Raw genomic sequence first — 20,250 nt, 5'->3', positions numbered from 1 at the left:
CTACAGTGCTGAGCCATGCGAACCCGTCGCCTGCTGGGCGCCACGACCGTGACCCTGCTGCTCGCCGCCACCCTGACCGGATGCGTCAAGGTCGACCTCGACCTGCAGCTCCAGCCGGACGACACCATCGACGGCTCCCTCGTCTTCGCCGTCTCCTCGGACCTGGCCGAGACGCTGGGCCAGGACGGCGAGACCCTCTCCGAGGGGGTCCAGGAGGAGCTGCTCGGTGAGGACGCTCCCGAGGGTGCGACCAGCGAGCCCTACGACGACGGGGAGTTCGTCGGCTCGACGCTGGCCTTCGAGGGCGAGAGCCTGGGCGAGTTCGCCGACGACGAGGACCTGCAGATCACCCGCGAGGGCGACGAGTTCGTCGTCACCGGGGTGCTGGACCTGACCGACACCGGCGCCGAGGAGCTGCCCGGCCTCGACCTCGAGCCCCAGGTCCGCATGGCCGTGACCTTCCCCGGCGAGGTCACCGAGCACGACGGCGAGCTCGAGGGCACCACCGTGGTGTGGACCCCGACCCCCGGGGAGCGCACCGAGCTCAACGCCCGCGGGTCCGCCCTCGCCGACGAGAGCCTCGCCGGTCAGGTCGGGGAGCTGATCGAGGACGTGACCGGGCAGGGCGACGGCGAGGGCAGCGGCCTGGCCTGGTGGCTGCTGGTCCCCGCGATCGGCCTCGCCCTGCTGCTCGTGATCGGCCTGGTCCTGGTCCTCGTGCTGAGTGCGCGCCGACGCCGACGCCAGGCCGCGGACCGGACCGAGGCGGAGGGCATCGCCAACGACCAGGCGACCTCCTACGGCCCGGTCGACGACGGGCCGGGCGAGCTGCGGTGAGTCAGGGCGGGGTGGCAGCCGGGGCGCCGAGCGAGCCGGCCGCCGACTGGCGACCCGACGTCCTCGGCGAGGACTGGGAGGCCCTCACCGTCCCGCTGCTCGCCGACGACCAGGGCGAGGCGGTCACGACCCTCGTCCGCCGGGTGCGCACCGACGGCGACCCGGGACGTCGTCGCGCCGTGCTGTACGTGCACGGGTACGTCGACTACTTCTTCCAGCGGCACCTCGCCGAGGTCTGGGAGGACGCCGGGTTCGACTTCTACGCCCTCGACCTGCGCAACCACGGTCGCTCGATGCTGGAGCACCAGCAGCCCAACGCGGTGACCGACATCGCCCTGCACGCCGAGGAGCTCGACCGTGCGGTGGCCGTGGTGCGGGCCGAGGGGCACGAGGTCGTCGTCGGGCACGGGCACTCGACAGGAGGCCTGGTGCTGAGCCTGTGGGCCCACGCCCGCCGGGACCGGCCGCAGGGCCCCGTCGTCGACGCCCTGGTCCTCAACAGCCCGTGGTTCGACCTCAACCGGTCATGGTTCGACCGGGTCGTCACGACGGCCGCCCTCGAGGTGGTCGGCGGCCTCGCCCCGCGCCTGGTGGTCGGGCAGCTCGCCCCGCACTACGGCACCCACCTGCACGTCGACAGCGGCGGCTCGTGGGAGTACGACCTGGCCTGGAAGCCGCACGACGGGTTCGGGGTCCGGGCCGGGTGGATGCGCTCGATCCGGCGTGGGCACCGCGCCGTGGCCCGCGGGCTCGCGATCGACGTGCCGGTGCTCGTGTGCACCTCGAGCGCGAGCGGCCCGCACGACCGGTGGCACGACGCCCTGGACAGCACCGACAGCGTGCTCGACGTCGACCAGATCCTCGCGCGGGCCCCCGGCCTGGGCCCCGACGTCACCGTGGTGCAGGTGCCCGACGGGGTGCACGACCTGATCCTCTCCGCCGAGCCGGCCCGTCAGGCCTACGCCGACGCCGTCACGGAGTGGCTCGCGCGACGACTGCCGGCATGACGACGGCGCCCCGGCGACGGGGGCCGGGGCGCCGTGGTCGAGCAGGCCGGTCGGACCGGTGCAGGGTCAGCGCTGGGCGCCCTCGAGGGAGCCGGTGACGTCGCCCTGCTCGTCGATGACGAGACAGAGGACCTCGCGGTCGTCGAGGCGGTCCCAGCTGTCCTGGGTCGGGTAGATCGACGTGACGCCGAGCTCGGAGGCGTCGTAGGGCAGGCCGATGAAGGTCTCGAACTCGTCCAGGCAGTAGGCCTCCGAGGCGGACACCACCCCCTGCAGACCGGGGAAGTCCCCGTCCTCGAACATCATGGCGGCGTAGGCCTCGGCGTCGTGGGGCTCGTCGCAGGGCACGGTCGAGACCGACGAGAGCTCCTCGTCTGCCACGTCGGGCGAGTTCATGCAGTCGCCCACCTCGAGGTCGAACACGCTCTCGCTGCAGCCCGAGAGGCCGACGAGCAGGAGGGCGGCCGAGGCGACGGCGGCCGGGCGGGTGAACGTGCGCATGGGTGTCCTTCGATAGCAGGGCGGGAGGGGCCGCGGGCTCCGATGCGCCGCCAGCCGAGGAACGCTATCGGAATGATCATCGCCACGGCACCCGTGGTCCACCGGATGCGCGAGAATTCACCTCGTGACCCCCGCCGACGACCAGCTGCCCGACTCCTTCGACCAGCTGCCCGGCCGCGCTCACCAGGACATCCGCACCTTCCACCCGCGCCGCGTGCCCCTGAGCCGCGCCCAGCGCGAGGCGCTGACCGACCACTGGCCGGCCGTGGGGTTCTCGGTGCACAACCCCGACAACGGCACTCCGCCGGTGACTCCCGAGGGGCACCTGGACACCGTCACCCTGTACGGACGTGCCGCACCGCTGGTCCTGGAGATCGGCTCGGGGATGGGCGAGGGGGTCGCCCAGATGGCCGCGGCCGACCCCGACCGCGACTACCTCGCCGTCGAGGCCCACGTCCCGGGGATCGCGGGGGCCGTGCAGCGCATCACCGAGGCGGGGCTCACCAACGTCCGCATCGCCCACGGCGACGCCCTGGCCCTGGTCCGCGCCCGCATCCCCGAGGGGTCCCTCGACGCGGTCCACATCTACTTCCCCGACCCGTGGCCCAAGAACCGCCACCACAAGCGCCGGATCGTCCAGACCCGGCACGTCGAGCTCCTGCGCGCACGGCTGCGGCCGGGCGGCACCCTGCACTGCGCGACCGACTGGGAGCACTACGCCGAGCAGATGCTCGCCGTCGTCGAGGCGGACCCCGGCCTGACCAACCCGCACGGCGGCTACGCCCCGCGGCCGGACCACCGACCGGTGACCAAGTTCGAGCAGCGCGGCATCGACCTGGGCCACACCGTGCGCGACGTCGTCGCCGTCCGCACGGGCTGAGCGGTGCGGACGGCCTGAGCCCAGGCCTCACCCCCCGACCGGGTTCAGCGCCGCGTCCTCCTCGTCGCTGAGCAGCCGCGAGCGCAGCAGGAAGCGCACCCCCTCGGGGGCCTCGAGGGAGAACCCGGCCCCCCGGCCCGGCACCAGGTCGACCGTCAGGTGGGTGTGGCGCCAGTACTCGAACTGGGCCCTGCTCATCCACATCGGCACGACGAAGCCCTCGCCGTCGGCCTCCCCCTCGGCCTCGACGCGCAGGTCACCGAGGTGGACGTCGGCGTCGCCGAGGATGAGGTCGCCGTCGGGGTAGCACATCGGGGAGGAGCCGTCGCAGCACCCTCCGGACTGGTGGATCATGAGCGCGCCGTGCTGGTCCCGGAGCTGCCGCAGCATGGCCGCGGCAGCTCCGGTCAGCGCGACCCGCTCGGGGATCGCGGTGGTCACAGCACCTCCAGGGTCGGCGGACCGGACGGGCGGCTCAGAAGAAGCCGAGCTTCTCGCCCGAGTACGAGACGAGCAGGTTCTTGGTCTGCTGGTAGTGGTCGAGCATCATGCGGTGGTTCTCCCGCCCGACCCCCGAGCCCTTGTACCCGCCGAAGGCTGCCGCGGCCGGGTACGCGTGGTAGCAGTTGGTCCAGACCCGACCGGCCTGGATGTCCCGTCCCGCGCGGTAGGCGATCGTGGCCTCGCGGGACCACACCCCGGCCCCGAGGCCGTAGAGGGTGTCGTTCGCCGTCGAGATCGCGTCGGCGTAGTCCGTGAAGCTCGTGACGGCCACCACCGGGCCGAAGATCTCCTCCTGGAAGATGCGCATCGAGTTCTTGCCCTCGAAGATCGTCGGCTGGACGTAGTACCCGTCGGCGAGGTCGCCGTCCAGGTGCGCCCGGGCTCCCCCCGTGAGCACCTTGGCGCCCTCCTCCTTGCCGATGTCGATGTAGGACAGGATCTTCTCGAGCTGGTCGTTGGAAGCCTGGGCGCCGATCATCGTCTCGGTGTCCAGCGGGTTGCCGGGACGGATGGCCTCGGTCCGGGCGATCGCGTCCCCCAGGAACTGGTCGTAGATCGACTCCTGGATGAGCGCCCGCGACGGGCAGGTGCAGACCTCGCCCTGGTTGAAGGCGAACATGACGAAGCCCTCGAGAGCCTTATCGTAGTAGTCGTCCCGGGTGCGGGCGACGTCCTCGAAGAAGAGGTTGGGAGACTTGCCGCCCAGCTCGAGGGTCACCGGGATGATGTTCTGGCTCGCGTACTGCATGATCAGCCGGCCGGTGGTGGTCTCCCCCGTGAAGGCGATCTTGCGGATCCGCGGGCTCGAGGCCAGGGGCTTGCCCGCCTCGACGCCGAACCCGTTCACCACGTTGAGCACCCCGGGCGGCAGGATGTCCGCGAGCAGCTCCATGAGCACCAGGATCGAGACCGGGGTCTGCTCGGCGGGCTTGAGCACCACGCAGTTGCCGGCCGCGAGGGCCGGGGCCAGCTTCCACACCGCCATGAGCAGCGGGAAGTTCCACGGGATGATCTGGCCGACCACACCCAGCGGCTCGTGGAAGTGGTAGGCGATCGTGTCCCCGTCGATCTCCGAGATGGACCCCTCCTGCGCGCGGATGGCCCCCGCGAAGTAGCGGAAGTGGTCGATCGCGAGGGGCAGGTCGGCGCCGATGGTCTCCCGGACCGGCTTGCCGTTCTCCCAGCTCTCCGCGATGGCGAGCTGCTCGAGGTTGGCCTCCATCCGGTCCGCGATCTTGTTGAGGATCACGGCCCGCTCGGTGGCGGTGGTCTTGCCCCAGGTGCGGGCGGCCCCGTGCGCGGCGTCCAGGGCCCGCTCGATGTCCGCCCCGTCCCCCCGGGCGACCTCGGCGAAGGTCTTGCCGGTCACGGGTGTCGGGTTCTCGAAGTAGCGACCGGACTCGGGGGCGACGTACTCCCCGCCGATCCAGTGGTCGTAACGCTCGCGGAAGCTCGCGGGGCTGCCGGTGGTGCCCGGCGCGGCGTACACGGTCATCGGTGACCTCCATGCGGGTGGGCTGGGCGCAGGTCGTGCGCCCAGGGGCGCCGCACCGTTGCGGCGCGCCACGAGCGCGACGCTAGGTCCGCGAGGGTTGCAGGACCGTTGCAGGCCGGGCCAAAGCAGCTCAGGCCAGGCGACGGTCGAGCAGCGAGCGCCGGGCCTCGGCCCGTACCGCGGCGCACGAGCCGGGTGGCTCGAGGTCCGCCAGCCGGCGCCACGCGCTCCAGTGCTCGGACCCTGCGGGGGACCGCGTCCACCGCCCGAGGGCCGCGGCGTCATCGGTGGCCTCGAGGGCGGCGGCCATCTCGGCGGCGAGCTCCTCGCGCAGGGCCACCACCCCGGGGGCCTGCGAGCGCGGCAGGACGGGCCCCGCGTAGGCGGCGACCGCCCCGGCGGCGTCCCCCCGGTCGAGCCGGGCACGCACCAGGTCGAGGTCGGTGGTCAGCTCGCCGGCCAGCCGGTAGGGCCGCGACCCACCGAGCAGCGGCCCGACGGCGCGACGCAACCGCGAGATCTCCGCGCGCACCGTCACCACCGAGACCTCCCCGGGGTGCAGCAGCACCGCGAGCTCCTCGGCGCCGAGCCCCTCGGGGTGGCGGCTGAGCAGCAGCAGGATCTCGGCGTGGCGCAGGGTCAGGTCGACGCCACCGACCCTGCCTGTCGTGCGCCCGAGCACGGTCAGACCTGGCCTGCCGGGTGGTGCGGGTGCACGCAGGGCGGCGAGGGCGAGCTGAGCCTCGACGGCCATCACCGTGGCCCGGACCAGGGCCATCATGTGCGGGGCCGCGGCCTGGTCCCCACCCGTGAGGTCGAGCACCCCGAGCACCGCCCCGGTCGTGGGGTCGTGGACGGGGGCCGCCGAGCAGCTCCACGGCTGGACGGCGAGGCTGAAGTGCTCGGCGGCGAAGACCTGCACCTCGTGGTCGGTCGCGAGCGCGATGCCGGGGGCACTCGTCCCGACCGCCCCCTCGAGCCAGCACGACCCCTCGACGAACCCCGCGCCGTCGAGCCGCCGTCGTACGCCACGGTCCCCCTCGACCCAGAGCAGACGTCCGGCCGCGTCACCGAGGGCGACGACCACGCCGTCGGTCCCCGGGCCCTCGAGCAGGGCGCGCCGCACCACCGGGAGGGCGGCGGCGAGGGGGTGCTGGTCACGGTGGTCCACCAGCCCGCGGCCCGTCAGGTCGACCTCGACCCGGGGGTGCTCGGGATCGACCCCGCTGCGTCGGCTGCGCCGCCACGAGTCCAGGACCACCTGGCGCACCGGCGCCCCCGCCCGCCCGCCGAGGAAGGCCTCGTGGGCGCGGCGGGTCCGGACGGCGAGCTCGTGCGGGTCCGCTCCGGCCGGCCAGGCCAGCCACGGGTCGACAGTCATGCTCCCCCTTCGACGACGTTGTCGGTGGGAACGCCCGATCAGGCGTTGGGCGCAGCGTACGTCGCCGTGGCGGAGCAGGGAACAGGCGGGGCACGATGGTCCCTGGCAGCACTCCGGCCGACCGCACCGCACCCCACACCGACGGAGCACCATGACCGACCTGCACCCCGCCCTGGCCGCCATGACCCTCGAGGAGAAGGTCTCGCTGCTCGACGGCGCGGACTTCTGGCACACCCAGGGCCTGGACGACCACGGCGTGCCGTCGATCATGGTGACCGACGGCCCGCACGGCCTGCGCAAGCAGCCCCAGGAGGGTGACCACCTGGGCGTGGGCGGCAGCATCCCTGCGACCTGCTTCCCGCCCGCAGCCGGACTGGCCTCGAGCTGGGACGTGGACCTGCTGCGCCGGGTCGGGGTGGCGCTCGGGGACGAGTGCCGCGCGGAGAACGTCTCGGTGCTGCTGGGCCCGGGCGTCAACATGAAGCGCACCCCGCTGTGCGGGCGGAACTTCGAGTACTTCTCCGAGGACCCGTTCCTGGCCGGCCGCTTGGCCGCGGCGATGGTGCAGGGGGTGCAGTCCCGGGGTGTGGGCACCTCGCTCAAGCACTTCGCGGCCAACAACCAGGAGACCGAGCGGATGACCGCCTCGGCCGAGGTCGACGAGCGGACCCTGCGGGAGATCTACCTGCCGGCCTTCGAGCACGTGGTCCGCACCGCCCAGCCCTGGACGGTGATGTGCTCCTACAACCGGATCAACGGGGTCTACGCCTCGGAGGACCCGTGGCTGCTCACCGAGGTGCTGCGCGACCAGTGGGGCTTCGAGGGCCTCGTGGTCTCGGACTGGGGCGCGGTCAACGAGCGTCCTGCCGCGGTGGCCGCCGGCCTCGACCTCGAGATGCCCTCCTCGAGCGGGGCGGGGACGCGTGCGGTGCTCGAGGCCGTGGCCGCGGGGACCCTGACCGAGGCCGAGGTCGACCTCGCGGCGAGCCGGGTGCTCGCCCTGGTGGACAAGGCCCGTCCGGTCCTCGAGGCCACCGAGAGCCTCGACGTCGAGGCGCACCACGCCCTGGCCCGCGAGGCCGCCGCTGCCAGCGCCGTGCTCCTCGAGAACGAGGGCGACCTGCTGCCGCTGGACCCGAGCTCGGGCGGCCGGGTCGCCGTGATCGGCGAGATGGCCCGGACCCCGCGCTACCAGGGGGCCGGGAGCTCGCAGGTGGTGCCCACGCAGCTGGACGACGCGCTCACGGCCCTGCAGGAGCAGCTCGCGGGCCGACGCGAGGTCAGCTTCGCCCAGGGGTACGTCACCGAGGCCGAGGAGGCCGACCCGCGCCTGGTCGACGAGGCGGTCCAGTCCGCCCGCGGGGCCTCGGTCGTCCTGCTCTTCCTCGGGCTGCCGGCGGCCGCCGAGTCCGAGGGCTACGACCGCACGCACCTCGACCTCCCGGCCCAGCAGGTGGCCCTGCTCGAGGCCGTGGCCGAGGTGAGCCGGGACGTCGTGGTCGTCCTCGCGAACGGGTCGGCGGTGTCGATGCCGTGGCGCGGGCGGGTGCGCGCCGTGCTCGAGGGGTGGCTGCTCGGGCAGGCCGGGGGCTCGGCCCTCGCGGACCTGCTGCTGGGGCGGGTCTCGCCGTCGGGCCGCCTGGCCGAGACCATCCCGCTGCGCCTCGCGGACACCCCCGCGGTCGGGGCCTTCCCCGGCGAGGAGGGGGTGGTGCGCTACGGCGAAGGGCTGCTCATCGGCTACCGCTGGTACGACGCGCGGCAGATGGAGGTCGCGTACCCGTTCGGCCACGGCCTGACGTACACACGCTTCGAGCACACCGACCTCGAGGTCACCGCGGTCGACGCCGGGGCCGCCCAGGTGCAGGTGAGCCTGACGGTCACGAACACCGGGCCACGTGCGGGGGTCGAGACGGTGCAGGTCTACGTCTCGGACCCCGCCAGCAGCGTGTACCGCCCCGAGCAGGAGCTCAAGGGCTTCGCGCGGGTGCCCCTCGCGCCCGGGGAGAGCCAGCGGGTCACGGTGCCCCTCGACGCACGGGCCTTCGCGTGGTGGAGCACCCGCGAGCAGCGCTGGGTGGTCGAGGGTGGGGCCTTCGAGGTGCGCGTCGGGGCCTCCTCGCGGGACGTGCGGGCGACCGCGAGCATCGAGCTGCCGGGGGACCGGACAGCCCCGGCCCTCGACCTGCTCAGCCCGGTCGGCACCTGGCTCGACCACCCCGAGGTCGGCCCGCGGCTCCGCGAGCACCTGGGCACCGGCCCCTTCGAGGCGATGCTCGACGACCCGACCCACGGCGAGATGATGCGGGCGATCCCGGTGATCCGGATGAGCCGCTTCCCGGGCTTCCCGCTGGACGAGGCCGAGCTCGAGGGCTGGGCCGCCCAGGTCAGGGGCTGAGGCGGGCCGGGGTCAGGCACGGGGCTCGCGCGTCCGCGCCTAGGCGCGGCTAGCCCTACGACGATTCCGGACGGCCGAGACGGCTGCCGTTGCGGCGAACAGCACGACAGCGCCCGCTGCTATCGGCAGGCCGAGCGGGGCAGCCTGCGAGCTGGGGAACGCATCGCTGAGGAGAAGCGTCCATGTGACCGTGACGATCGCGGAAGAGGCAACCACGGCCAGGGCGAGGAGCACGTGGGCGGTTCTGGCGTCCGTCAGAGAGCTGAGGAAGCCCAATCCCGCCGAGAGAACGATCCACAAGCCCAGCGGAAAGGCCAGTGCCCCCAGGAGGCCGCTGCCGTCGTAGTCCCACCATGCAGCGTCTGCGAGGACGGGATCGACCACGACGACGACGGCGGCCGTGATAGCCCAGGCGATCACTGGTGGGGCCGCACGGCGGAGGCGACCTACCAGTTGCATGCCACCGACACCGCCCTGGGGTCACCCTTGCGGATGGCAGTGCCGAGCGCCTTGAAGATCTCCGTCTGGCGCCAGTTCGGCTTGCTGGCCCGCCATCCCTCAAGATCGATCTTGAACGTCGCGACCAGGCCCACGGCGTGGCACTCCCACTGCTGGGCCATGGTTGCGGTCCTCATGCTTCGAGGCTAGTGCTCGCGCAGATCGGCGAGCCCTGCGTGGATGAGGCGCAGGACTCACCGGTACGCCATCAAGCGATCGAGAAGCACACCCTGAGCTACCGCGCCGGAGCCACCCTCGTCGGCTCGGCAGAGGGGTCACCTCGGTCACACCCGGGCGGCGTGCACCAGCACCATCTGCTCGGGGTTGAGGGCAGGCATCTGCAGGCCGACCTCGGCCAGCACCCTCCCCGGGAGGGTCACGCCGTCGGCCCACCAGGCCACGGCGCCCTGAGAGGTTCGACCGCCGGTGACGTCCCCGGGGGGCAGGGGGCGCACGTGGTAGCGAGCCTCGGGGTCCAGGCCAGGCAGCCGGAGGCGTCCGGGCGGGGCGGCGACGGGGGTCGCGAGGGTGGTGAAGGTGAAGATCGCGGCGGACGCGTCCTGGGCGACCACGCCGTGGAGCCACAGCGCGGGGTCGGGCTGGTCGGAGTGCACCACGACCCCGGAGTGCAGCAGCGCCCGGTGCTCCTGGTGAGCCGCGACCCAGGTGGCCAGGCGGGCGAGGTCCTGCTCCTCGGCGCGGGTGATGTCCCACTCGATGCCCAGGTGGGAGAAGAACGCGGTGCCGGCCCGGTAGTCGAGGCTGTGCGCGCGGCCCGTGGTGTGGCTGATCGGCGAGGCGATGTGCGAGCCGAGCAGCTCGGGGGGCAGCAGCAGGTGGGCGCCTGCCTCGATGAGCTGGCGCTCGAGTGGGTCGATGCAGTCCGAGGTCCACACCCTGTCCGTGCGGGCGACGACGCCCAGGTCCACCCGGCCCCCTCCCCCGGCGCAGGACTCGATCTCCAGGTCGGGGTGCGCGGCGCGGATCTCGTCCATCAGCCGGTACGCGGCGAGGGTCTGCTCGTGCACGCGGGCCTGGCCGGTGGGCTGGTGCGCGGCCTCGACGAGGTCACGGTTGTGGTCCCACTTGATGTAGTCGATCCGGTGCGCGGCGAGCACCGCGAGCATCTGGTCCCGCACGTGGGCGTACGCGCCGGGGTGGGTGAGGTCGAGCACCTGCTGGTCCCGCGCGGGGATGGGCAGCCGGCTCGGCGGGGCGAGGATCCAGTCCGGGTGGGCGCGGGCGAGGTCGGAGTCCGGGTTGATCATCTCGGGCTCGAACCACAGGCCGAACTGCATGCCCAGGCCGTGCACGTGGTCCACGATCGGGCCGAGCCCCTCGGGCCACACCTCGGTCGAGACCTCCCAGTCTCCCAGCCCCGAGGTGGCGTCGCGGCGCGAGCCGAACCAGCCGTCGTCGAGCACGTACCTTTCGACGCCGAGGGCCGCCGCGCGGTCGGCCAGCTCGGTGAGCCGGGCCAGGTCGTGGTCGAAGTACACGGCCTCCCACACGTTGATGAGCACCGGCCGGGCCGAGCGCGGGTGCTCGGGGCGCGCGCGCAGGTAGGTGTGGAAGCGGGCCGCCATCGCGTCGAGCCCGTCGCCGACCGAGCCGTAGACCCAGGGCCCCTCGTACCTCTCGCCCTGCGCGAGGCGCACCTCCCCCGCGAGCAGCAGCTCCCCGGCAGCGAGCATCGAGGCGCCGTGGTTGGTGCGCTCGGCGTAGGTGCGGGTGTTGCCCGACCACGCCAGATGGACCGCGCGCACCTCGCCGCTGCGCCACCCGAAGCCCTGGGCCCCGGCCGCGACGACCAGGCTCGCGTCGTGGCCGCGCCCCCGGCGGCTCTCGCGCAGGTGCGTGCCGAGGGTGAAGGCGTGGCGCTGCTGGGCCCGCTCGCGCAGGTGGCGTCCGGTCAGGTCGAGGATCTCGTCGGCCTCGGTCGGGACCGGCAGGGCGAGGTCGAGCCCCGCGAGGTCGAAGACCCCCGCCCCCGTGTTGGTGACCTCCCCGCGCATCCGCACCAGGCCCGAGACGAGCATCTCGACGTGCAGGACCAGGGTGAGCTCGGCGTCGTCGTCGGCGGCCTCGATGCGCAGACGGTGCACGACGACGGGGTCTCCGGTCGGCTGCTCGTGCTGAGCGCTGCGCACGGTGAAGGCCGTGGTGAAGTCAGCACCGGCGCGGTGCCCCGTGAGCCCCGGGGTGCCCATCCACCCGGCGGACTGCTCGGGCACGAGGGACAGGGGCACGACGGCGTCGAGCTGGCCGGTGACGATGGGGAGCACGCTGGCCCGGGCGAGGTCGCGCAGCTCGCCCTCGCCGAGCTCACCGAGGTCCGCGCCCCAGTGGTGGACCTGCGGCAGACGACCGTCTGACCAGTCGAGCACCAGGCTCACGCCCCCGGCGCGCAGGTGGCTCAGGCCCGACGGCGACCCGCCTGTCGACGCAGGGCCCGACGGGGCGCTGTGGGCGGCCGGGACGGTGACGGTGGGGTCGGCAGGCACCCAGGGGCTCCTCGGTCGTGCGGGCAGGTCGGTGATGCAGTCGTGATCAGGCCGTCCTTCGAGCGGCCGTCCGAGCCTAGGGCGTGGCGCCCACGCGCCGCGCCGCGTCCACCGGGACCGCCGGGCCGGTCCGGAGCTCGAGCCGCCCGCTCACCAGCACGATGGCCAGGCCGACCACGGTCAGCCCGAGCCCGACCCACGCCGGGGCGAGGAACCCGAGCCCCGCAGCGATCACGGCCCCGCCGAGGAAGGCCCCGGCCGCGTTGCCCGCGTTGAGGGCCGAGTGGCACAGCGCCGCCCCGATCGAGGGGGCCGCGGGGGCGAGGTCCATCAGGCGGGCCTGGAGGGCGATGCCGAGCACCTGCGAGGACACCCCGAGCCCGACCAGGGAGACCAGGGCTCCGGCGACGGTGGCGCTCGTGGTCGCGACCAGCAGCAGGGCGAGGATCGTCCCGACGAAGCCGAGCCGCACGGCCAGCACGACCGAGCGGTCCACCACGCGGCCACCCACGAGCGTGCCCACCGTCATGCCGATCCCGAACAGGGCCAGCACCCACGGCACGCTCCGTTCGGCGAGGCCGGTGACCTCGGTCGTCAGCGGGGCGACGTAGGAGTACACGGCGAACATCCCGCCGAACCCGATCGAGCCCGCGGCGAAGGCCGTCCACAGCCGTCCGTTCGCGAGGGCGCTGAACTCCCGACGGATGCTCGCGTCGCTCGCCGAGGGCACCGTCGGGATCCACCGCACGAGAGCGAGCAGGGTCGCCAGCCCCAGCACCCCGACGACGACGAAGGCCGCCTGCCAGCCCATCCGCTGCCCGAGGGCTGTCGACAGCGGCACGCCGACGACGTTCGCCACGGTCAGGCCGACCATCATCGTCGCGACCGCCATGCCCCGGCGGGACGGCCCGACGACGGCGGTTCCGGTGACGGCGCCGACGCCGAAGAACGCCCCGTGCGGCAACCCGGCGAAGAACCGCCCGACCACGAGCCACTCGAGGGTGGGGGCCAGGGCTGAGAGCAGGTTGCCGATCGTGAAGGTGACCATCAGCGCCACGAGCAGCGTGCGCCGGTCCCAGCGGGCCGCGAGGGCGGTCAGGGCCGGGGCCCCGAGCACGACGCCGACCGCGTAGGCCGTGATCACGTGGCCTGCGGCGGGGATGGAGACGCCGAGGTCAGCGGCGATGCCGGGCAGCAGGCCCATGGCCGCGAACTCGGCCGTCCCGATGCCGAAGCCGCCCAGGGCCAGGGCGCCGAGGGCGAGCCGGGCACGAGGGGCGGTGGCCTGCGTGGGCGCGCGCAGATCGGCGTCGGGCATCGAGGCGCTCCGTCCTGCTCGGGCCGGGTCTTGACGGACCGCGGCTCGAATCGATTCGAGGGGACCCGGGAGGAGCGCCGTCGACCATCACCGGGATGGCACGACGGTACCCCGTGCGCGCGGCGCCCGTGGGCGGCATCCGCGGCGACCTCGGCCGGCACGTGGCGGCCAGACCTGAGCCGCTCCTCGGGAACACCGGCACCGCTGCGCGCGTTGGCGTCATGGCTCAGGAGTGCCGACGACACCGCCGCACCCCCGCGCCACCGACGACGACCCTCTCGACCGGAGCACCTGTGACCGACGCTGCCCGACCCGCACCCCGCACCGGCGCGGACCTCCTCGACCCACCGACCGGGGAGCCCCTGGCACCGCCGTCGCCCCCCACCACCATGGGGCCCCGCGAACGCCTCGCCGTCGGGCTGCTGCTCGCCTCGGCCTTCGTCGTCATCCTCAACGAGACGACCATGGGGGTGGCCCTGCCCAACGTCATGGCCGACTTCGGCATCCCCGCGAGCACCGCCCAGTGGGTCACCACGGTGTTCCTGCTCACCATGGCCGTGGTCATCCCCATCAGCGGATTCGTGATGCAGCGGCTCGGCACCCGGGCGACCTTCCTCACGGCGATGAGCCTGTTCACCCTCGGAACCCTCGTGTGCGCCCTGGCCCCGGTGTTCCCCGTGCTGCTCGGCGGGCGCGTGATCCAGGCGAGCGGGACAGCCGTGATGATGCCGCTGCTCATGACGACGGTCATGGCGGTCACCCCGCCCACGGCTCGGGGCAAGACGATGGGCAACATCTCCGTGGTCATCGCGGTCGCCCCCGCCCTGGGGCCCACCTTCTCGGGCTTCGTCCTCAGCGTGCTGCCCTGGCGTGGCCTGTTCGTCATCATGCTGCCGATCGCGGCCCTCGCCCTCACCCTGGGCGCCCTGCGACTGCCGGCCCTGACCAGCCCCCGGGCCGCCCGGGTGGACCTGCTGTCCATCCTCGTCTCGGCCCTCGCCTTCGGCGGACTGGTCTACGGGCTCACCGAGCTGGGCGAGTCCGCCGCCCACGGTGGGGGCGGGGCCGGCGGTACCGCGATGGCCCTGCTGCCCGTGGTCGTCGGGCTCGTGGCCCTCGGCCTCTTCGTGTGGCGGCAGCTGCGCCTGCAGCGGCGCGACGCCGCCCTGCTGGACCTGCGGACCTTCGCCACGCGCACCTTCTCGGTGGCGATCCTGCTCATGGCCGTCAGCATGGGCGCCCTGTTCGGCACGATCATCCTGCTGCCTCTCTACGCCCAAGACGTCCTGGGCCTGGCCCCGCTCCAGGCGGGCCTGATCCTGCTCCCCGGCGGTCTGCTCATGGGCCTCGCGGCCCCCTTCGTCGGACGGGCCTTCGACCGGTTCGGCGCGCGGGTGCTCGTCGTACCCGGCACGGTGCTCGTGAGCGCCGCCGCCTGGGGCTTCGCGATGCTGAGCGCGACCAGCCCGGCGTGGATGCTCGTCGTCTGCCACGTGGTGCTCAGCGGCGGCCTGGCACTGATGTTCACGCCGCTGTTCACCTCGGCTCTCGGCTCGCTGCCACCCCACCTGTACCCGCACGGCAGCGCCACCATCGGCACCGTCCAGCAGGTCTCGGGGGCGGCCGGGACGGCGCTGTTCGTGACCGTCATGACCATCCAGGCCGCCGCGCTCACCTCGACCGGGGCGACCCAGGTCGAGGCGACGGCCGGCGGGACCCACGCGGCGTTCCTGGTCGGCGCGGGAATCATGCTGCTGACCATCCCGATCGCCTTCGCGGTGCGGGCTGCTCGCCCGGCGCCGACCGAGCCGGGCCTGCCCGCCGCGCACTGACAGCCGGCCCGGCGCGGTCAGCCCGCCGAAGGCTCCGGCGCTCCGGCGGGGGGCTCGGCGGGCTCGGCCGTGACGACGTAGGAACGGCCGTCGGGTCCGGTGACACGGCGCAGCTCCCCGGTGAGACGGTCGGCCCTGTCCCGCTGCGCGGGGCTGACCTCGCTGCCCCGGCGCAGGTCCCCGAGGTCTGCCGGACCGGTGAAGGGCAGCAGGAAGCCTTCGGTGAACCTCAGGCCGCGTGACCGGCGAGATCTTCGAGCCGGGTCGCCGGCCCGCTCGGGGCGGTCGACGTGACGCACATGACCCCCTGACGGTGCGCGGCAGCACGGGCGGGCCCCGCGGGCCCTCCTGGACGAGAAAACGGCCCCAGGACGCTGATCCTGGGGCCGTTCTCTCTCTGTGCGCCCGGAGGGATTCGAACCCCCAACCTTCTGATCCGTAGTCAGATGCTCTATCCGTTGAGCTACGGGCGCGTGGTCATCTGGACCGCGCATGAGAATACATGGCGCGACGCTCAGCAACCAATCGGCCCAGCACCCGTCGGGCGCTGGTCCTGACCTGTGCGCGGGACCACCCCCTGGGGGGCGGCCCGCGCGACGCGGAGACGGTGGGATTTGAACCCACGGAAGGCTTGACACCTTCACGGCCTTAGCAGGGCCGCGCACTAGACCTGACTATGCGACGTCTCCAGTGTGCGGATCAGGGTACCTTCCGTCCCGACCCGCGAGCAAAACCCCACCCCGCCCCTCCCCTCGTGTCAGAACCTGGGATACCCAGAGGCACCCCAGCCTCTGACACGAGACGGGGCTGATCTGGTGTCAGAAGCACGGGGTGCCAGGGGTATCTGAGCTTCTGACACGAGGTGGGGTCAGCGGTCGTAGGCCCAGGCGCGGTCGGTGAGCATGCGGGCAGCCGCGAGGCCCACGGCGATCGAGATGACGACGAAGATCGCCTGGACCCCCGAGGTCACCGCGACCTCGGCGTCACCGTTGTTGAGGCCGACCACCGCCCGGTAGGCCGCAGCCCCGGGCACCATGATCACGACGGCGGGCACCGAGATGGTGATGCGCGGCACCTTGATCAGCGGGGCCACCCACGCGGCCAGCAGCCCCACGACGACCGTCGCCATCATGGTCGCCGCCTGGATCGCGACACCCAGGTCCGCGACCTCCAGGCGCAGCACGTTCGCGACCATCCCGATGCCTGCGGCCGCCAACGCCATCCGCAGGGGCGAGTTGAACATCAACGCGAAGCCCAGCACCCCGAGGAAGCTCGCGAGCATCCGTAGCGCGATCCCCACCAGCACGGGCAGCTCGGCGGCGGGGGCCGGGGAGGGGTCGAGCCCGGCCACCCAGGAGACCCCCCACACCGCGAGCGCGGCCGAGGTCAGGATCATCAGCGCGTAGACCGTCCGGGCCACCCCGGCGGAGAAGTCGAGCTTGGCGAGGTCCAGGGCCCCGGTGACCAGGGGGAACCCGGGCACCAGGAACAGTACCGCCGAGATGTACCCGGCCTCGTGGCTCGAGCCCGCTCCCCCGGCCACGGCGTCGAGGGTCAGCACGTAGCCGAGGTACACCAGACAGGCGACCGCCGCGGCGATCATCGTCACCCCGAACTGGTTGACCCGCCGGTGCAGGAAGAACCGCCGCACGAACTGCCCGAGCCCCGCGGCGAGGAACACCCCGGTGACCTCGATGACCCCGCCGTCGTTGAGGTACGCGAAGGCTCCGCAGGCCATGGCGGCGAACAGCGCGTTCGCCACGGCCGGGTACAGGGGCGGCAGGCTCTCGATGCGGTCGAGCTCGCTGTTGATGTGCTCGACGGCGACCCCCGGCCGCAGTCCGTTGCACAGGTCGGTGAGCTCCTGCAGGCGGTGGGAGTTCACGCCGATCTGGCGGACCTCGGCGACCTCGGTGCGGAAGATCGGCCCACGGTGGGAGGTCGCGGTGATCTCGGTCAGCGTCACGTGGGCCTGGTGCCGGTCGAGCCCGACGGCGCGGGCCACCTGCTGCATCGCCGTCTTGACCCGGTAGCTGCCGGTGCCGGAGGACAGCATCGCGCGGCCCATCCGCAGCACCGTCCCGGACTGCCGGATCAGGCTGACGGGCTCGAGGGCGTCCTCATCACGTGCGCTCACCATGGGCCCCATCCTGGTGGGTCGGTCCGGGCCGAGGACAGGACGAGGGTCCGCCCGCCCTCTCACCAGCGGCGCAGCACGGTCCAGAGGTTGTGGTCGCCCACCCGGTCCAGGGTGAGCTCGTGAGCCGCCCGTCGCGCGAGGGCCAGGCCACGGCCGGACTCGGCGAGGTCCTCGGGAAGCCCCGCGTCGAGGTCGATGTCCAGGGCCGGGCCCGTGTCGAGGATCTCGGCCCAGGCCGCGTCTCCTTCGACGCCGAGCCGGACCGTCGCCTCGAAGCCGCGCCCCTTCGGAGCGTGCTCGACGACGTTGCCCACCACCTCGACGACCGCGATCTCGAACATCATGCGCGCCTCGTCGGTGGCCTGCGGGGCGCCCTCCCACAACCGGACGATCGCGTCCTGCACGTGGTCGAGGCACTCAGGGGCCACGCAGCCCTCGATGCGCAGCACCCCGGGGGTGTCACCCCGCGGCGAAGGCATCGTCCACCGTCACGTACGGGGTCAGGACCCGGTCCATGGTCGTCAGCTCCAGCACGGTGCGCACCTGGGTGCCGACCCGGGCGAGCCGCAGGTCCCCGCCCGCGGCTCGGGCCACCCGCAGCCCGCCGACCAGAGCGCCGAGCCCCGAGGAGTCGAGGAACTCGGTCTCCCCGAGGTCGATGACCAGGAGGTGGTGCCCGTCCGCGACCGTCCCGTCGATCGCCGTCTTGAGGGTCGTGGCCGCGCCCATGGTGAGACGACCGCGGGGCCGGAGCACCGCCGTCGTCGGGCTGGGCAGCTCACGCTCGAGATTCATGTGTGGTGGTCTCCTCGGACTCGATGTAGCCGCGGTACCGCAGCCCCTGCACGATCACGCTCAGCACGAGCAGGTCGTAGGCGACCCACGCGAGGTTCACGACGGTACCGACCCACAGCGAGTACCCGAGGCTCGCGCGGACGATGCCGACCACGGCGGCGACGACCAGCACGACCATCGCGGTGAGCTGGGGCAGGACCAGGCGCCAGGCGCCGGTGCCGTCCTGCCGGACCTTGGGGGTCACGGCGAAGCCGAGCGGACGCCCCCACCACACGTTGGCTGCCGCCGTCGTCACGGCCTTGATCCACACCGGGAACAGGGCCAACGAGTACTGCTGCCCGCGCCAGGTCTGGACGCCCTGCGCGGCGACCAGGAACAGCACCTGGCTCGCGAGGAAGAAGGGGATAAACCGGATGAAGAAGTCGACCGTCCAGGCCGTCACCGGCAGCACCCCGAAGCACAGGAAGATCACCGGCGCCGCCAGGTACACCACGGCCGCGAACCCCGAGAGGTAGCTCCACATCGTCGAGAAGTACATGAGCCGCTGACCCAGGCTCAGGCCCTTCTGCACCAGGGGGTTCTCCTTGAGCATCACCTGGAGGGTGCCCTGGGCCCAGCGCAGGCGCTGGGTCATCATCGTGGCCATGTCCTCGGGGGCCAGGCCGTAGGCGAGGCGCTCGTGGTGGTAGACGGTCCGCCATCCCAGGGCGTGCAGCCGCATGGCGGTGGCCATGTCCTCGGTGACCGACACCGTTGCCACGGGGTTGACCGGCAGGGCCTCCTCCGAGCGCCCGACGTCGACCGCACCCACCAGGGCCTGCACCTCGGCCATGGCATGGAGCGGGGACAGCTCCCGGGTGGCGAGCCGGGCGAGGGCGGTCTCGTCGACCAGCGTGGCCCCCAGCTCCTGGTCGGTCGCGATCGGCAGGGGCCCGACCTCACCGCCCAGGTCCAGGGCGGCGAGGTCCGCGCGGATCGCCGCGAGGTCGGCATGCACCATGCCCGCGGAGACCTCGTCGAGGCGACGCTGGAAGTCGTAGGTCACCGCGGCCACCGGCTCCCCCGCCGCGATGCGCTCGAGGGCGTCGTCGACGGCCTTGCGGACCTGGCGCAGGGCCATGGCCTCGCGCGGGTCCTCGGCCTGCTTGCTCGCCCGGTGCAGCAGGGACCGGCCCGTCGTCAGGGCCTCGCGCACCGCGCGCTCGGTCTCGCGGACGTAGCCCACCAGGCCCAGCTGCATGAGGGCGTCGCGCCGGAGCACCGCGTTGGACCCGCAGAAGAAGGCGGCGTTCCAGCCGTCCTTGCCCTGCTGGATGGGCCCGTAGAAGAGGGGGGCCTGGCTGCCCAGGGGGTCGGCCTTGGAGACGTTGGTGAAGTACTGCGGGGTCTGCACGAGGGCGACCTCGGGGTCAACGAAGTACCCCAGGGTGTTGTCGAGGATCTCCGGCTCGGGCACCTGGTCGGCGTCGAGCACCAGGAAGAACTCGCCCTCGGTCTGGAACAGCGCGTTGTTGAGGTTCCCGGCCTTGGCGTGCCGTGGGCGGTCTGCCCAGTCGATGGTTCGTTCGATGTACCCGGCCCCGAGGGCCTCCGCGGCCGCGCGCATCTCAGGCCTCGACCCGTCGTCCAGGACCCAGGTGTGGTGCGGGTGGTGGATGGCGAGGGCGGCCTCGACCGTCCGGGTGACCAGCTCGACGGGCTCGTTGTAGGTCGTGATGAAGACGTCGACCGTGGCCCCGGGCGGCGGCGGCGGGGGCGCGGGGCGGGTCTTGGCCTTCCACATGGTGGTGCCGAAGAGCAGGACGTCGATCAGGCTGTACGTCTCGGCGATCACCAGCGGGATCGCGATCCACCAGGCCGACCAGTTGACCGACTCGAGCCAGCGCCAGGTCACGTAGTTGACGCCCAGGATCGCGGTGACCACCACGATCACGCGGAGCAGGAGCTGGCGACCCATCAGGCCCGCGCCCCGGCGAGCTCGCTGCTTCTTCTCCGCCGGCTCATGCGAAGACCCTAGCCAGCCATGCCACGGGCCGCGCGGGAGCCGCGCAGGTACGCACCCGAGGGGTTCCGGACGTGACGTGGTCCGTCCTGGTATGACCCGGTGCGTGCGGCGGCAGTGCCACCTGCCGCCGCACGGAGAGGAGTCACGCTGGTTGG

General features: G+C 73.0%; 18 protein-coding genes and 2 tRNA genes. 5 read left to right on the top strand and 15 right to left on the bottom strand.

From position 1 onward, the window contains the following. Positions 1–15: 15 nt before the first annotated feature. Together J4G33_RS14940 and J4G33_RS14935 are read left to right on the top strand one after the other, a co-directional pair. Positions 16–837: an LppM family (lipo)protein gene (locus J4G33_RS14940; protein WP_208056792.1), complete on the top strand. Its 822-nt coding sequence runs from the start codon at positions 16–18 to the stop codon at positions 835–837. Continuing rightward, positions 834–1,844, top strand: a complete 1,011-nt coding sequence (locus tag J4G33_RS14935; protein ID WP_307793939.1) for an alpha/beta hydrolase — start codon at positions 834–836, stop codon at positions 1,842–1,844. Before J4G33_RS14940 ends, J4G33_RS14935 begins: the two co-directional genes overlap by 4 nt. Positions 1,845–1,910: 66 nt before the next feature. Here J4G33_RS14935 and J4G33_RS14930 read toward each other — a convergent pair whose 3' ends face one another. Then, positions 1,911–2,345, bottom strand: coding sequence for a septum formation family protein (locus J4G33_RS14930; RefSeq protein WP_208056791.1), 435 nt, complete (start codon positions 2,343–2,345; stop codon positions 1,911–1,913). A 124-nt stretch (positions 2,346–2,469) separates the two neighbouring features. Between J4G33_RS14930 and trmB the strand changes: the two genes are divergently transcribed. Then, complete coding sequence (trmB, locus tag J4G33_RS14925) at positions 2,470–3,225, top strand: tRNA (guanosine(46)-N7)-methyltransferase TrmB (RefSeq protein ID WP_307793938.1); 756 nt, start codon at positions 2,470–2,472, stop codon at positions 3,223–3,225. A 27-nt stretch (positions 3,226–3,252) separates the two neighbouring features. Here trmB and J4G33_RS14920 read toward each other — a convergent pair whose 3' ends face one another. From J4G33_RS14920 to J4G33_RS14910, 3 genes are all read right to left on the bottom strand, one after another. Next, complete coding sequence (locus J4G33_RS14920; RefSeq protein ID WP_208056891.1) at positions 3,253–3,615, bottom strand: DUF779 domain-containing protein; 363 nt, start codon at positions 3,613–3,615, stop codon at positions 3,253–3,255. Positions 3,616–3,700: 85 nt separating this feature from the next. Further along, positions 3,701–5,224, bottom strand: a complete 1,524-nt coding sequence (gene exaC, locus J4G33_RS14915) for an acetaldehyde dehydrogenase ExaC (protein ID WP_208056790.1) — start codon at positions 5,222–5,224, stop codon at positions 3,701–3,703. A 130-nt stretch (positions 5,225–5,354) separates the two neighbouring features. Continuing rightward, positions 5,355–6,605, bottom strand: coding sequence for a helix-turn-helix domain-containing protein (locus tag J4G33_RS14910; protein WP_243759207.1), 1,251 nt, complete (start codon positions 6,603–6,605; stop codon positions 5,355–5,357). A 151-nt stretch (positions 6,606–6,756) separates the two neighbouring features. Between J4G33_RS14910 and J4G33_RS14905 the strand changes: the two genes are divergently transcribed. Next, a complete protein-coding gene (locus tag J4G33_RS14905) occupies positions 6,757–9,003 on the top strand; it encodes a glycoside hydrolase family 3 C-terminal domain-containing protein (protein WP_208056789.1) in 2,247 nt (748 codons plus the stop codon). A 39-nt stretch (positions 9,004–9,042) separates the two neighbouring features. Here the strand turns inward: J4G33_RS14905 and J4G33_RS14900 are convergent, their stop codons facing one another. The 4 genes from J4G33_RS14900 to J4G33_RS14885 all read right to left on the bottom strand — a co-directional run bounded on the left by J4G33_RS14900 (position 9,043) and on the right by J4G33_RS14885 (position 13,323). Further along, positions 9,043–9,423 (bottom strand): hypothetical protein, encoded by a 381-nt coding sequence (locus tag J4G33_RS14900; RefSeq protein ID WP_208056788.1) that lies wholly within the window; start codon positions 9,421–9,423, stop codon positions 9,043–9,045. 26 nt (positions 9,424–9,449) lie between these two features. Beyond that, positions 9,450–9,638, bottom strand: coding sequence for a hypothetical protein (locus J4G33_RS14895; protein ID WP_208056787.1), 189 nt, complete (start codon positions 9,636–9,638; stop codon positions 9,450–9,452). Between the two features lie 147 nt (positions 9,639–9,785). Beyond that, the gene (locus tag J4G33_RS14890; RefSeq protein WP_208056786.1) at positions 9,786–12,005 is read right to left on the bottom strand and encodes an alpha-galactosidase; all 2,220 of its coding nucleotides are present in this window, start codon (positions 12,003–12,005) and stop codon (positions 9,786–9,788) included. A gap of 76 nt (positions 12,006–12,081) precedes the next feature. Further along, positions 12,082–13,323, bottom strand: a complete 1,242-nt coding sequence (locus J4G33_RS14885) for an MFS transporter (RefSeq protein ID WP_208056785.1) — start codon at positions 13,321–13,323, stop codon at positions 12,082–12,084. A 95-nt stretch (positions 13,324–13,418) separates the two neighbouring features. Here J4G33_RS14885 and J4G33_RS14880 point away from each other — a divergent pair, with 95 nt between their 5' ends. Continuing rightward, positions 13,419–15,155 carry an MDR family MFS transporter gene (locus J4G33_RS14880; protein WP_307793937.1) on the top strand — a complete coding sequence of 579 codons (1,737 nt, stop codon included), beginning with the start codon at positions 13,419–13,421 and terminating at the stop codon, positions 15,153–15,155. A 17-nt stretch (positions 15,156–15,172) separates the two neighbouring features. Here the strand turns inward: J4G33_RS14880 and J4G33_RS14875 are convergent, their stop codons facing one another. The 7 genes from J4G33_RS14875 to J4G33_RS14845 all read right to left on the bottom strand — a co-directional run bounded on the left by J4G33_RS14875 (position 15,173) and on the right by J4G33_RS14845 (position 20,047). After that, positions 15,173–15,454 carry a hypothetical protein gene (locus tag J4G33_RS14875; protein ID WP_208056784.1) on the bottom strand — a complete coding sequence of 94 codons (282 nt, stop codon included), beginning with the start codon at positions 15,452–15,454 and terminating at the stop codon, positions 15,173–15,175. Positions 15,455–15,555: 101 nt separating this feature from the next. Further along, positions 15,556–15,628, bottom strand: a tRNA-Arg gene (locus J4G33_RS14870). Positions 15,629–15,754: 126 nt separating this feature from the next. Continuing rightward, positions 15,755–15,844, bottom strand: a tRNA-Ser gene (locus tag J4G33_RS14865). Between the two features lie 179 nt (positions 15,845–16,023). After that, the gene (locus J4G33_RS14860) at positions 16,024–17,295 is read right to left on the bottom strand and encodes a threonine/serine exporter family protein (protein WP_208056783.1); all 1,272 of its coding nucleotides are present in this window, start codon (positions 17,293–17,295) and stop codon (positions 16,024–16,026) included. A 59-nt stretch (positions 17,296–17,354) separates the two neighbouring features. Continuing rightward, positions 17,355–17,774, bottom strand: a complete 420-nt coding sequence (locus tag J4G33_RS14855) for an ATP-binding protein (RefSeq protein WP_208056782.1) — start codon at positions 17,772–17,774, stop codon at positions 17,355–17,357. Then, positions 17,755–18,090, bottom strand: a complete 336-nt coding sequence (locus J4G33_RS14850) for an STAS domain-containing protein (protein WP_208056781.1) — start codon at positions 18,088–18,090, stop codon at positions 17,755–17,757. The genes J4G33_RS14855 and J4G33_RS14850 overlap by 20 nt, the downstream gene beginning before the upstream one ends. Further along, complete coding sequence (locus J4G33_RS14845; RefSeq protein ID WP_208056780.1) at positions 18,074–20,047, bottom strand: glycosyltransferase; 1,974 nt, start codon at positions 20,045–20,047, stop codon at positions 18,074–18,076. Before J4G33_RS14845 ends, J4G33_RS14850 begins: the two co-directional genes overlap by 17 nt. Between the last annotated feature and the right edge of the window lie 203 nt (positions 20,048–20,250).

The organism is Actinotalea soli (assembly GCF_017565425.1).
Classification (GTDB): domain Bacteria; phylum Actinomycetota; class Actinomycetes; order Actinomycetales; family Cellulomonadaceae; genus Actinotalea; species Actinotalea soli.
This window is presented reverse-complemented; position numbering and strand designations above follow the sequence as displayed.

Coding starts and splice junctions, on each gene's coding strand:
- J4G33_RS14940 (WP_208056792.1), top strand. CDS start 16: ATGCGAACCCGTCGCCTGCTGGGCGCCACGACCGTGACCCTGCTGCTC.
- J4G33_RS14930 (WP_208056791.1), bottom strand. CDS start 2,345: ATGCGCACGTTCACCCGCCCGGCCGCCGTCGCCTCGGCCGCCCTCCTG.
- J4G33_RS14920 (WP_208056891.1), bottom strand. CDS start 3,615: ATGCTGCGGCAGCTCCGGGACCAGCACGGCGCGCTCATGATCCACCAG.
- exaC (WP_208056790.1), bottom strand. CDS start 5,224: ATGACCGTGTACGCCGCGCCGGGCACCACCGGCAGCCCCGCGAGCTTC.
- J4G33_RS14910 (WP_243759207.1), bottom strand. CDS start 6,605: ATGACTGTCGACCCGTGGCTGGCCTGGCCGGCCGGAGCGGACCCGCAC.
- J4G33_RS14905 (WP_208056789.1), top strand. CDS start 6,757: ATGACCGACCTGCACCCCGCCCTGGCCGCCATGACCCTCGAGGAGAAG.
- J4G33_RS14895 (WP_208056787.1), bottom strand. CDS start 9,638: ATGAGGACCGCAACCATGGCCCAGCAGTGGGAGTGCCACGCCGTGGGC.
- J4G33_RS14885 (WP_208056785.1), bottom strand. CDS start 13,323: ATGCCCGACGCCGATCTGCGCGCGCCCACGCAGGCCACCGCCCCTCGT.
- J4G33_RS14880 (WP_307793937.1), top strand. CDS start 13,419: ATGGCACGACGGTACCCCGTGCGCGCGGCGCCCGTGGGCGGCATCCGC.
- J4G33_RS14860 (WP_208056783.1), bottom strand. CDS start 17,295: ATGGTGAGCGCACGTGATGAGGACGCCCTCGAGCCCGTCAGCCTGATC.
- J4G33_RS14855 (WP_208056782.1), bottom strand. CDS start 17,774: ATGCCTTCGCCGCGGGGTGACACCCCCGGGGTGCTGCGCATCGAGGGC.
- J4G33_RS14850 (WP_208056781.1), bottom strand. CDS start 18,090: ATGAATCTCGAGCGTGAGCTGCCCAGCCCGACGACGGCGGTGCTCCGG.
- J4G33_RS14845 (WP_208056780.1), bottom strand. CDS start 20,047: ATGGGTCGCCAGCTCCTGCTCCGCGTGATCGTGGTGGTCACCGCGATC.